We start from the raw sequence: 12,068 nt of genomic DNA on the forward strand, positions 1-12,068 counted from the left end.
TCTGTGATCCGTGTACTGGTAGCCGAAGACCACACCATCGTGCGCGAAGGCATCAAGCAATTGATCGGCCTGGCCAAGGATCTGCTGGTGGTGGGGGAGGCGAGCAATGGCGAGCAGTTGCTCGAAACCCTGCGCCACGTGCCCTGTGAGGTGGTGTTGCTGGACATTTCCATGCCTGGGGTGAATGGCCTGGAGGCGATCCCGCGGATTCGCGCGTTGAACAATCCCCCGGCGATTCTGGTGCTGTCGATGCACGACGAGGCGCAAATGGCCGCCCGTGCCTTGAAGGTCGGGGCCGCCGGTTATGCCACCAAGGACAGCGACCCGGCACTGTTGCTGACGGCGATTCGCAAAGTGGCTGCTGGCGGGCGCTACATCGATCCGGAACTGGCGGATCGAATGGTCTTCGAAGTCGGCCTGACCGATTCGCGCCCCCTGCATTCGCTGCTCTCGGAGCGTGAGTTCTCGGTGTTCGAACGGCTTGCCCAGGGCGCCAACGTCAATGACATCGCCCAGCAACTGGCGTTGAGCAGCAAGACCATCAGCACCCACAAGGCGCGCCTGATGCAGAAGCTCAACATCACTTCCCTGGCGGAGTTGGTGAAGTACGCCATGGAACACAAGCTGCTCTGAAAAGTACCTGTGGTATCCGCCTGCCACGTACCCGGCACATATCCATTTACGACACTCCGGCAAACCGCTTTGGCCTGTTCTTGTGGCCTGTAGCTGGAAACTCGCCGCCGACCTGTCCAAACGCGCCATCCTTGTAGGGCAATCCCTACCCCCAACCTTCCATCTGGCTGAGGCGATTCTCTCCTGCGCCCCGATTTGCGCGACTGTCTGCAGCCACTAGGCTTAATCCACGGCAGTCATCAACAATAAAGGTGTGGGTATGAGCGAGGTCGATTCAAGCGCGGGGACCAATGATGTACTGGTCAGCTTTCGTGGCGTGCAGAAGAGCTACGACGGCGAGAACCTGATCGTCAAAGACCTCAACCTGGATATTCGCAAAGGCGAGTTCCTCACCTTGCTCGGGCCCTCCGGCTCCGGCAAGACCACCAGCCTGATGATGCTCGCCGGTTTCGAAACCCCGACCGCCGGCGAGATCCTGCTGGCCGGGCGTTCGATCAACAATGTGCCGCCGCACAAGCGTGACATCGGCATGGTGTTCCAGAACTACGCCCTGTTCCCGCACATGACGGTGGCCGAGAACCTCGCGTTCCCGCTGACCGTGCGTGGCCTGAACAAGAGCGACGTGAGTGACCGGGTCAAGCGTGTCCTGAGCATGGTCCAGCTCGACGCCTTCGCCCAGCGCTACCCGGCCCAGCTTTCCGGTGGCCAGCAGCAGCGGGTGGCCCTGGCCCGGGCGCTGGTGTTCGAACCGCAACTGGTGTTGATGGACGAACCGCTCGGCGCCCTCGATAAACAGCTGCGTGAACACATGCAGATGGAGATCAAGCACCTGCACCAGCGCCTGGGTGTGACCGTGGTCTATGTGACCCACGACCAGGGCGAAGCCCTGACCATGTCTGACCGGGTGGCGGTGTTCCATCAAGGCGAAATCCAGCAGATCGCCCCACCGCGCACATTGTACGAAGAACCGAAAAATACCTTCGTCGCCAACTTCATTGGCGAAAACAACCGCCTCAACGGCCGTCTGCACAGCCAGACCGGCGAGCGCTGCATTGTGGAGCTTGGGCGCGGGGAAAAGGTCGAGGCGCTGGCGGTGAATGTCGGCAAGACCGGCGAGCCGGTGACCCTGTCCATTCGTCCGGAGCGTGTCAGCCTCAATGGCTCCAGTGAGTCGTGCGTCAACCGTTTCTCCGGGCGGGTGGCGGAATTCATCTATTTGGGCGACCACGTCCGTGTGCGCCTGGAAGTCTGCGGCAAGACCGATTTCTTCGTGAAACAGCCGATCGCCGAGCTGGATCCGGCGCTGGCCGTCGGAGACGTGGTGCCGCTTGGCTGGCAGGTCGAACACGTACGTGCTCTCGACCCCCTTCTAGAGGCGAATTGATCGCCCCCTTGCTTCACCAACCCTGCACGTGGAGATAACAATAAATGTTGAAATCCCTGAAATTCACCACCCTGGCTCTGGGCATGATGGCTGCGGCACACGCGATGGCCGCGGGCTCCGACCTGACCGTGGTGTCGTTTGGCGGCGCGAACAAGGCCGCACAGGTCAAGGCCTTCTATGCGCCTTGGGAAGCAGCGGGCAACGGCAAGATCGTCGCCGGTGAATACAACGGTGAAATGGCCAAGGTCAAGGCCATGGTCGACACCAAGAGCGTGTCCTGGGACCTGGTGGAAGTAGAGTCGCCAGAGCTGTCCCGCGGTTGCGACGAGGACATGTTCGAGCAACTCGACCCCGCGCTGTTCGGTAACCCCGACAATTACGTCAAGGGTGCGATCCAGCCGTGCGGCGTGGGCTTCTTCGTCTGGTCGACCGTGCTGGCGTACAACGCCGACAAGCTGAAAACCGCGCCGACCAGTTGGGCCGACTTCTGGGACACCAAGAACTTCCCGGGCAAGCGCGGCCTGCGTAAAGGCGCCAAGTACACCCTGGAATTCGCCTTGATGGCCGACGGCGTGGCCCCGAAAGACGTCTATAAAGTGCTGGCCGGTAAAGATGGCCAGGACCGTGCCTTCAAGAAGCTCGACGAACTCAAACCGAGCATCCAGTGGTGGGAAGCGGGCGCTCAGCCGCCACAGTACCTGGCGTCCGGTGACGTGGTCATGAGCTCGGCATACAACGGCCGGATCGCTGCCGTGCAAAAGGAAAGCAACCTGAAAGTGGTGTGGAACGGCGGTATCTACGACTTCGACGCATGGGCCATTCCTAAAGGCCTGGACAAGACCCGCGCTGAAGCGGCGAAGAAATTCATCGCGTTCTCGGTCATGCCACAACAGCAGAAAACCTACTCGGAAAACATCGCCTACGGCCCGGCCAACACCCAGGCAGTACCGCTGTTGAACCCGGAAATTCTGAAAGACATGCCGACCACTCCGGAAAACATCGCCAACCAGGTGCAGATCGACGTCAGCTTCTGGGCGGACAACGGCGAGCAACTGGAGCAGCGTTTCAATTCCTGGGCCGCGAAGTAAGCACGACCCTGTGGTAGGGCTGCTCAATGCCAGTCAGTTAGAGGTTTGACACCGCAGTCCCTTTTGGAGCGAGCTTGTTCGCTCCAACAGGTTGTTGGTCTGCCTCTGTAACGATCAAAGATTTTCGGAGTTCGCCATGGCCATCGCCGTTCCCCTGAACGAGGGCACCCATCGCACCTTGAAGCAGCGCCTGGCGCGTGCCGAGCGGGTCAACCGCTGGAAGGCCCAAGCCTTGATTGCGCCGTTGGTGCTGTTTCTGTTGCTGGTGTTTCTGGTGCCGATTGTGGCGCTGCTCTACAAAAGCGTCGGTAACCCGGAAGTGGTCGGCGGCATGCCGCGCACCGTGGCGGCGATCGCTGCCTGGGATGGCCGAGGCCTGCCTGCGGACCCGGTGTACAAGGCTGCCAGCGAAGACCTGGCCGAAGCCCGTAAGAATCAAACCTTGGGCGACCTGTCCAAGCGCCTGAACATGGAGTTGGCCGGCTATCGCAGCCTGCTGACCAAAACCGCCCGCGCGCTGCCGTTCAAGAGCGAGCCGGCGTCTTATAAAGACGCGCTCGAAGCGCTGGACGAACGCTGGGGCGACCCCGCCTATTGGCAGGCCGTGCGCCGCAATACCAGTAGCCTCACGCCTTACTATCTGTTGGCGGCCGTTGACCACCGCATCGACGATCTGGGTGAAGTCGCCCCGGCCACCCCCGACCAGGCGATCTACCTCGACATCTTTGCCCGCACCTTCTGGATGGGCCTGGTGATCACGGCCATCTGCCTGGCACTGGCTTATCCCCTGGCTTACCTGCTGGCCAACTTGCCATCCCGGCAAAGCAACCTGCTGATGATCCTGGTGTTGCTGCCGTTCTGGACCTCGATCCTGGTGCGGGTGGCGGCGTGGATCGTGTTGCTGCAATCGGGCGGGTTGATCAACAGCGCAATGATGGCCATGGGCATTATCGATAAACCCCTGGAACTGGTGTTCAACCGCACCGGGGTGTACATCTCGATGGTGCACATTCTGCTGCCGTTCATGATCCTGCCGATCTACAGCGTGATGAAAGGCATCTCGCCGACCTACATGCGGGCGGCGATTTCCCTGGGTTGCCATCCGTTCGCCAGCTTCTGGCGGGTGTACTTCCCGCAGACCTATGCCGGTGTCGGTGCCGGGTGCCTGTTGGTGTTCATCCTGGCGATTGGTTACTACATCACTCCGGCATTGCTGGGCAGCCCGAACGATCAGATGGTCAGCTACTTCGTCGCCTTCTACACCAACACCAGTATCAACTGGGGCATGGCGACGGCGCTCGGCGGGCTGCTGCTGTTGGCGACCATCGTGCTTTATCTGATTTACAGCTGGCTGGTGGGCGCCAGCCGCCTGCGCCTGAGCTAAGGGGAGTATCGAAATGCTGAGTCCTTATATGTCCCCCGTTGAGCGGGTGTGGTTCTACAGCTTGCGGATTCTCTGCGGCTTGATTCTGTTGTTCCTGATCCTGCCGGTGCTGGTGATTATCCCGCTGTCATTCAACTCCGGCAGTTTCCTGGTCTATCCGCTGCAAGGCTTCTCGCTGCACTGGTACCAGGACTTCTTCGCCTCGGCCGAATGGATGCGCGCACTGAAGAACAGCATCATCGTGGCCCCGGCCGCGACCGTGCTGGCGATGGTCTTCGGGACGCTGGCGGCCATTGGCCTGACCCGTGGCGACTTCCCGGGCAAGGCGCTGGTGATGGCCCTGGTGATTTCGCCGATGGTGGTGCCCGTGGTCATCATCGGGGTGGCCAGTTACCTGTTCTTCGCCCCGCTGGGACTGGGTAATAGCTTCTTCTCGCTGATTGTGGTGCACGCGGTACTGGGTGTGCCGTTCGTGATCATCACGGTGTCGGCGACCTTGCAAGGCTTCAACCACAACCTGGTGCGTGCCGCGGCCAGCCTCGGCGCCTCGCCCCTGACGGCGTTCCGCCGGGTGACCTTGCCGTTGATCGCCCCTGGGGTGATTTCCGGTGCGCTGTTCGCCTTTGCGACCTCGTTCGATGAAGTGGTGGTGACCTTGTTCCTCGCCGGCCCCGAGCAAGCGACGTTGCCCCGGCAGATGTTCAGCGGTATCCGCGAAAACCTCAGCCCGACCATCGCCGCCGCCGCGACGCTGCTGATTGCTTTCTCGGTAATCCTGCTGCTGACCCTGGAGTGGTTGCGTGGGCGCAGTGAGAAATTGCGTACGGCACAGGTCTGAAGCCTGGCATCACCCCAGGTGTGAGCGAGCACGCACGCTCACACCTGGAGCACTGCTCGGGTTTCTGGCCATTCACTGGCTGAATAACAGACAAAACCCAATCCACAGCTACTATTGTGCCCAGCTCCCCTATCGATAAGAGGCTGCGCACATGAGTCTTTGTTCTTTCAAAATCGCTCATAAGCTGCTCACCGGCGCAGGTGCCATCGAGCAACTGGCCGCTGAACTGACCCGCCTGGATGTCGACCACCCGCTGATTGTTACCGATGCGGCGTTGCTCAAGTCGGGCACGGTGGAGCTGGCGCTGGCACACCTGGGTGGGCGCACCTACGAGATTTTCGACCGGGTGTTGCCTGACCCGGAAATTGCCATCGTCGAGGACTGCATGCGCGTCTACCGCGAGGGCGGGCATGACGGCCTGATCGGCCTGGGCGGCGGCAGTGCCATCGATATTGCCAAGAGTGTCGCGGCCTATGCCGGTTATCACGGCGCACTCGAGGATTTGTTCGGGGTCGACCAGGTGCCACGCAAGGGGCCGCCGCTGATCGCGATCCCGACCACCGCCGGCACCGGCTCGGAAGTCACCAACGTGGCAATCCTCTCCGACAAGCACGCCCAACTGAAAAAAGGCATCGTCAGCGACTACCTGTTGCCCGACGTGGCGCTGGTCAGCCCGCAAATGACCCTGACCTGTCCGCGCAGTGTCACCGCCGCCAGTGGGGTGGATGCCCTGGTGCATGCGGTCGAGTCTTACCTGTCGGTGAACGCTTCGCCGATCACCGACGCCCTGGCCATCGGAGCCATCAAGCTGATCGCCAAGGCGCTGCCCAAGGCCTATGCCAATCCCGCGAACCTGCAGGCCCGTGAGGACATGGCCACGGCCAGCCTGATGGCCGGTATGGCGTTCGGCAACGCCGGGGTCGGCGCGGTGCATGCCCTGGCCTATCCTCTGGGCGGGCGCTTCAACATTGCCCATGGCGTGAGCAATGCACTGTTGCTGCCCCATGTGATGGCCTGGAACAAGATGGCGTGCGTGGAGCGTATGCAGGACATTGCCCAGGCCTTTGGCCTCACGATCACGCACCTGAGCGCCGATGAAGCGGCGGATCATGCCGTCGAGGCGATGGCGCGACTGTGTGCCGCAGTGGAGATCCCCCAGGGCTTGCGCAGTGTCGGCGTACCGCAGGATGCGATCCCGGCCATGGCGCTGGAGGCCGCGGGAATCGAGCGTTTGATGCGCAATAACCCGCGTCAGTTGACGGCCCTTGATATCGAGAAGATCTATCGAGCGGCCTACTGATCGTTACAGCCACGGTGCGCGCGCCAAAGCATGAGGTATACAATGCGCGCCATCGTGATCCTGCTCAAAAAAGGTGCGTCATGCAGCCCTTCGCTATTGCTCCGTCGATTCTCTCCGCCGACTTCGCCCGCCTGGGTGAAGAAGTGGACAACGTTCTGGCCGCGGGTGCCGACATCGTCCACTTCGATGTCATGGACAATCACTACGTGCCTAACCTGACCATTGGTCCGATGGTCTGCTCGGCACTGCGCAAGTACGGCGTTACCGCGCCAATCGACGCACACCTGATGGTGTCGCCGGTCGACCGCATCATCGGTGACTTCATCGAGGCCGGTGCCACCTACATCACGTTCCACCCGGACGCCACGATTCACGTCGATCGCTCTTTGCAGATGATCCGCGAAGGCGGTTGCAAGGCCGGCCTGGTGTTCAACCCGGCGACTCCGCTGGACGTACTCAAGTACGTGATGGACAAGGTCGACATGATCCTGCTGATGAGCGTCAACCCGGGTTTCGGCGGCCAGAAGTTCATTCCGGCGACCCTCGACAAGCTGCGTGAAGCGCGCGCGCTGATTGACGCCTCGGGCCGTGACATCCGCCTGGAAATCGACGGTGGGGTGAACGTCAACAACATCCGCGAAATCGCTGCGGCTGGCGCTGACACTTTCGTGGCCGGCTCGGCGATCTTCAACGCGCCGAACTACCAGGAAGTGATCGAGAAGATGCGTGCCGAACTGGCGCTGGCTCGTCCATGAGCGGTTTTGAGCAGCTGTTCCCAGGGCAATTGCCGCGGCTGGTGATGTTCGATCTGGATGGCACCCTGATCGATTCGGTGCCGGACCTGGCAGTGGCCGTGGATCACATGCTGCTCAAGCTGGGGCGCGCGCCGGCAGGCCTTGGCGCCGTGCGCGAGTGGGTCGGCAACGGTGCTCCGGTGCTGGTGCGCCGCGCGCTGGCGGGTGATATCGACCACAGTCAGGTCGATGACGTCGAGGCCGAACATGCGCTGGAGATCTTCATGGACGCCTATGCCGACGGCCATGAGTTGACGGTGGTCTACCCCGGCGTGCGCGACACCCTCAAGTGGTTGCACAAGCAGGGTGTCGAGATGGCGCTGATCACCAACAAGCCGGAGCGCTTTGTCGCGCCCTTGCTGGACCAGATGAAGATCGGCCGCTATTTCAAGTGGATCATCGGCGGCGATACCCTGGCGCAGAAAAAGCCTGACCCGGCCGCGCTGTTCTTCGTGATGAAAATGGCCAACGTACCGGCGTCGCAGTCGCTGTTCGTCGGCGACTCGCGCAGTGACGTCCTGGCGGCCAAGGCGGCGGGCGTCAAGTGTGTGGCCCTGAGCTACGGCTATAACCATGGCCGGCCGATTGCCGAAGAATCGCCCGCGCTGGTGATCGACGATCTGCGCAAGCTAATTCCCGGTTGCCTGGATTCAGCCGCTGGGATAACGTTGCCCGACGCTGTTCAATCCCCTCCTGGAAATGCCATCGTGGTGGTTACCCGCAAACTCTGGATGAAAGTCATCAAGGCCCTGGCCCGCTGGCGTTGGCGCGCCTGACGTGATCCTGGCCGGCTAGCCGGCGCGTTTGCACACCTGACCGTTAGACCCTCATGCCACGAGGCACCTCATGATCCGCGAAGAATTCCTGCGTTTGGCCGCTGCCGGCTACAACCGCATTCCGCTTGCCTGTGAAACCCTTGCCGACTTCGACACGCCGCTGTCGATCTACCTGAAACTGGCCGATCAACCCAACTCCTACCTGTTGGAGTCGGTGCAGGGCGGGGAGAAGTGGGGGCGCTACTCGATCATCGGCCTGCCGTGCCGCACGGTACTGCGGGTGCATGACCTGCATGTGAGTGTGACCGTCGACGGGGTCGAGGTCGAAAGCCACGATGTCGAAGACCCGCTGGCCTTCGTCGAGACCTTCAAGGCGCGCTACAACGTGCCGACGATTGCAGGCCTGCCGCGCTTCAACGGTGGCCTGGTCGGTTACTTCGGCTATGACTGCGTGCGCTATGTGGAGAAGCGTCTGGGCAAGTGCCCGAACCCTGATCCGCTGGGCGTGCCGGACATCTTGCTGATGGTTTCCGATGCGGTGGTGGTGTTCGACAACCTGGCGGGCAAGATGCACGCCATCGTGCTGGCCGACCCGGCGCAGGAAAACGCTTTCGAGCAAGGGCAGGCGCGCCTCGAACAGTTGCTGGAGCAACTGCGCCAGCCGATTACCCCGCGCCGTGGCCTGGATTTCAGCAAGCAGCAGGCGGCGGATCCGGTGTTCCGCTCCAGTTTCACGCAAGCCGATTACGAGCGCGCCGTCGACACCATCAAGGAGTACATCCTGGCGGGTGACTGCATGCAGGTGGTGCCATCGCAACGGATGTCCATCGACTTCAAGGCGGCGCCCATTGATTTGTATCGCGCCCTGCGTTGCTTCAACCCGACGCCGTACATGTACTTCTTCAACTTCGGCGACTTCCATGTGGTTGGCAGTTCGCCGGAAGTCCTGGTGCGGGTTGAAGACAACCTGATCACTGTGCGCCCGATTGCCGGTACTCGTCCTCGCGGCGCCAACGAAGAAGCCGACCTGGCGCTGGAAGAGGACCTGCTGTCGGACGACAAGGAAATCGCCGAACACCTGATGCTGATCGACCTGGGCCGCAACGATACCGGGCGGGTGTCGGAAATCGGTTCGGTGAAGCTGACCGAGAAAATGGTCATCGAGCGTTATTCCAACGTGATGCACATCGTCTCCAACGTCACGGGCCAGTTGAAAGCCGGCCTGACCGCAATGGATGCGTTGCGGGCGATTCTGCCGGCCGGCACCTTGTCGGGCGCGCCGAAGATTCGCGCGATGGAAATCATCGACGAACTGGAGCCGGTCAAACGCGGTGTGTACGGTGGGGCGGTGGGTTACTTCGCCTGGAACGGCAACATGGACACCGCGATTGCGATCCGCACGGCCGTGATCAAGAACGGCGAATTGCACGTACAGGCTGGCGGCGGCATCGTGGCCGACTCGGTGCCAGCGCTGGAATGGGAAGAAACCCTGAACAAGCGCCGCGCCATGTTCCGCGCTGTCGCACTGGCCGAGCAAACGCCTCAGGACTGAGGCTTTAGCGCGGCACAAAAAAACGCTGCCCCCGCGAGGAGGCAGCGTTTTTTTTGGCTCGGTGTTTTAGAAGTCCAGCACCACGCCGACATTCACCCCTTGCTGGGTGAAATCATCGTCCTTGCGGATGTTGTAGCCGGCCCGCAACGCCAGGTCGGTTGTGAGCTTGTGGCTGACGCCCAGGTTCAGGCGGTTGGTGTGGGACTGCGGCGTGTAGCCGGCCAGGGTGTACGGGTTACCGGGCAGGGTGTTGAGGTTCATGGTCACGTCTTGGGTGTCGTCTTCATACTCGCGCTCGTGGGCGTATTCGCCATACACCTGGGTTTGCGCAGTGAACAGGTACTTGCCCTGCAGGCCGATGCCCAGGCGGCGCGAGTTGCGGGTCTGGTCATCATAGGTCAGCGCAGTGGCGGTGTTGTCGTCCTCGGAGTAACCGTCGACTTTGACCTTGGCGAAATCCGCACTGAGGAAGGGTGACAGGTGCCACGGGCTGCTCGCCTGTTGTGCGATGTCGTAGCCGATGCGGCCACTGGCTGCCAGCACGGTACCGCTGGTATCGCCTTTCTCGCCGCGTTCGTTGACGCCCAGGTCGAACTTGCGCTTGAGGCTGTCGTAGTCCAGGTGCCCGGCCGTCAGGGCGCCGTCCGCCCACCAGCGGTTTTGCTGGTACTGCGCAAAGGCGGTGCCCATGTAGGTGTTGAGTTTGTAGTCCGAGTCGTTGTTGCCGGCTTCCAGGTTCTGGCGATAGAACCCGGCTGCGACGCCGACACGCCAGGCATCGTTGAGGCGGTAGCTGCCGCCGATGTTCAGGTTGTAGCCGCTGCCATCACCACTGGCGGCGCTGTTCTGGCCGTCGAAGTCCTGGTGCTGGCCACCGCCAGCGACAATGGCTCGCCATTGGCCGACGCCCTGCCAGTTTTCCCAGTCGGCTTGCCATTGGTTGCGCAGTTCATCCTGGTGCGCACGCAGTGTGCCGTGGGCCATTTCGGGCAACAGCGAGGCTTCCCAGGGTGCGGCCAGCAAGGAGTAGGCGTAGTCGGCGATCAGGCGCTGTCCGGCTTCGGTGGGGTGGACCGAGTCGTTGTAGATCAGCTTGCTGGGGTCGGGGGTGGCGCTGTTGATGCCGTACCGGGCGTTTTCCGTGCAGCCATTGCCGCTGAAGCAGGTGGCGGTGAGGTTCTGGTCGGTGGCCAGGCCGAATTGCGCCGGGTTGGCGAAGGCTTCGTTGAGCAACACCGGAATGTTCAGCGGGATGATTTCGGCGTCAACGCTCTGCAGTTGTCGCACCAGTTCGGTGTTGAACTGTGTGCTGAGTTGGGAGACGAAACCTTGTAGTGGGCTGCCGTTGATTGCCGGCGTCAGGCCGATATCCGGGAGCAGCCAGACCATGATGTAGTTGGCGCCCGCCTGCTGCAGGGTTTGCACGCTATCGACCAACCGGCCGGCAGCCGCGTCGGCCTGGGCGGGGTTGAGAATCCGGCCCTGGAGAAAGTCGTTGCCGCCCCCGGAGAGGTAATAGAGGGCGTTGGGATCGGCGCGCAAGCCATTGCTGGGCAGATAACCTGGGCGTGAGCGCTCGCCGGTGGCTGAGGTGGTGGTGATGGAGTCGAGAATCTGGTCAGTGCGATAACCGCCGACGGCCCAGTTGTTACCATCGGCCAGGCCCTGCTCGGCGCGGACCGCCGAGGTCGAGGCGGCGGTCTGATCATCCGAGAACCCCAGTTTGCCCCCCAGCAATTGTGTCGAGTTGGCGGAACGGACTTCCCCGCTGCCGTCCTTGTAGGTTGGCCCCACGCGGTTGGTGTAGCGCTGCGTGGCGCCTACCGGGCCGTCCGGGTCAGCGAACTGGCCGGCATCGTTGAGGCTGTCGCCAAAGACCACGAAGTTCGAGTAAGGCGTTGGTGCAGCGATCGCTTGGGCGCAAGCCATCGCAAGAAGGCCTCCTGCCAGCGGTACAAACAGCGTCTGTCTGATCATGATCAAGTCCGTTTATTTATTGTTGTGTTGAACAAAACGACAGTACCAAAAACTTTTGCGCTTTAGCTATGGCTAAAGGCCGTATCACCCGCTAGCGCTACGCCATATTGCACCCTCTGCTCAGCTAAGTTACTGTGCTGGAATGTATGAATGAGACCTTCCCCGTGTTGATCGTCAGCAAACTCTTGGATCAAGTCGTCAAGGCACACGCCCGTTGGCGTTGGCGCGCCTGAACTTTCTCTGCCGGCCCGGCCGGACCTGTCCCCGTTTGCCTTCTATACCCGTATGAACTGCCGCTTTTGCTGGCTCCACTTCCAGCATCTGACCGAGCGACGCCACTGT

At 61.6% G+C, this 12,068-nt stretch carries 10 protein-coding genes; 9 read left to right on the plus strand and 1 reads right to left on the minus strand.

Features of this window, described 5'->3' with window-relative positions; translation table 11 throughout:
* Positions 1-3: 3 nt before the first annotated feature.
* The 9 genes from H7995_RS06225 (at position 4) to trpE (ending at position 9,749) form a co-directional block, all read left to right on the plus strand.
* Positions 4-633: a response regulator gene (locus H7995_RS06225; RefSeq protein WP_084318557.1), complete on the plus strand. Its 630-nt coding sequence runs from the start codon at positions 4-6 to the stop codon at positions 631-633.
* A gap of 259 nt (positions 634-892) precedes the next feature.
* Positions 893-2,017 carry an ABC transporter ATP-binding protein gene (locus H7995_RS06230; protein ID WP_166591556.1) on the plus strand — a complete coding sequence of 375 codons (1,125 nt, stop codon included), beginning with the start codon at positions 893-895 and terminating at the stop codon, positions 2,015-2,017.
* Positions 2,018-2,061: 44 nt separating this feature from the next.
* A complete protein-coding gene (locus H7995_RS06235; protein ID WP_166591555.1) occupies positions 2,062-3,105 on the plus strand; it encodes an ABC transporter substrate-binding protein in 1,044 nt (347 codons plus the stop codon).
* A gap of 136 nt (positions 3,106-3,241) precedes the next feature.
* Positions 3,242-4,489 carry an ABC transporter permease gene (locus H7995_RS06240; protein WP_166591554.1) on the plus strand — a complete coding sequence of 416 codons (1,248 nt, stop codon included), beginning with the start codon at positions 3,242-3,244 and terminating at the stop codon, positions 4,487-4,489.
* Positions 4,490-4,502: 13 nt separating this feature from the next.
* Positions 4,503-5,327: an ABC transporter permease gene (locus H7995_RS06245; RefSeq protein WP_027926741.1), complete on the plus strand. Its 825-nt coding sequence runs from the start codon at positions 4,503-4,505 to the stop codon at positions 5,325-5,327.
* Positions 5,328-5,478: 151 nt separating this feature from the next.
* Complete coding sequence (locus tag H7995_RS06250; RefSeq protein ID WP_182342597.1) at positions 5,479-6,627, plus strand: iron-containing alcohol dehydrogenase; 1,149 nt, start codon at positions 5,479-5,481, stop codon at positions 6,625-6,627.
* Positions 6,628-6,707: 80 nt separating this feature from the next.
* Positions 6,708-7,382, plus strand: coding sequence for a ribulose-phosphate 3-epimerase (gene rpe, locus H7995_RS06255; protein ID WP_095170546.1), 675 nt, complete (start codon positions 6,708-6,710; stop codon positions 7,380-7,382).
* Positions 7,379-8,197, plus strand: coding sequence for a phosphoglycolate phosphatase (locus tag H7995_RS06260; RefSeq protein ID WP_166591552.1), 819 nt, complete (start codon positions 7,379-7,381; stop codon positions 8,195-8,197). Before rpe ends, H7995_RS06260 begins: the two co-directional genes overlap by 4 nt.
* A 70-nt stretch (positions 8,198-8,267) precedes the next feature.
* Positions 8,268-9,749 carry an anthranilate synthase component I gene (gene trpE, locus H7995_RS06265; protein ID WP_182342594.1) on the plus strand — a complete coding sequence of 494 codons (1,482 nt, stop codon included), beginning with the start codon at positions 8,268-8,270 and terminating at the stop codon, positions 9,747-9,749.
* Positions 9,750-9,815: 66 nt separating this feature from the next.
* Here the strand turns inward: trpE and estP are convergent, their stop codons facing one another.
* Entirely contained in the window at positions 9,816-11,726 is a 1,911-nt protein-coding gene (estP, locus tag H7995_RS06270) for an esterase EstP (protein WP_185818130.1), read from the minus strand.
* Between the last annotated feature and the right edge of the window lie 342 nt (positions 11,727-12,068).

It is taken from the genome of Pseudomonas kielensis, from assembly GCF_014236655.1.
In the GTDB taxonomy this organism is placed as follows: domain Bacteria; phylum Pseudomonadota; class Gammaproteobacteria; order Pseudomonadales; family Pseudomonadaceae; genus Aquipseudomonas; species Aquipseudomonas kielensis.